Genomic DNA, 364 nt, shown 5'->3' on the forward strand with positions numbered 1-364 from the left:
TGCCATTGTTCCCGATTGGCCAGATACCCGGCGAAATGAACGAGGATTATTGCCTTGGTGCGCGGCGTGCATCGAGCCTCGGCTTCCGCAAGGGACATCAGCGGCAAGTCGGCTGACTCGATGTCGACAAAGACAGGAGTCGCGCCGACATAGAGCACTGAGTTCGCGGTCGCTACGAAAGTCAGCGACGGAACCAACACCTCATCGCCTGGGCCGATACCAAGTGCGTGCAAAATGAGATGAAGTGCCGCCGTGCAGGAACTCACTGCAACGCAATCGTCCGCGCCGTGCATGCGAGCAAAAGACTCTTCGAACAAGCGAACCTGCTCGCCCATGGTCAGCCAGCTGCTATCAATGACCTTTG

Annotated in this window: 1 protein-coding gene; it reads right to left on the reverse strand. The window is 57.7% G+C overall.

The window, feature by feature from the left end; genetic code table 11:
• Positions 1-364 (reverse strand): aminotransferase class I/II-fold pyridoxal phosphate-dependent enzyme (locus tag EN852_RS36475; protein ID WP_135879732.1); only part of this gene is annotated, 364 nt, incomplete at both ends.

This window comes from Mesorhizobium sp. M2E.F.Ca.ET.209.01.1.1 (assembly GCF_004010375.2).
Lineage (GTDB): Bacteria > Pseudomonadota > Alphaproteobacteria > Rhizobiales > Rhizobiaceae > Mesorhizobium.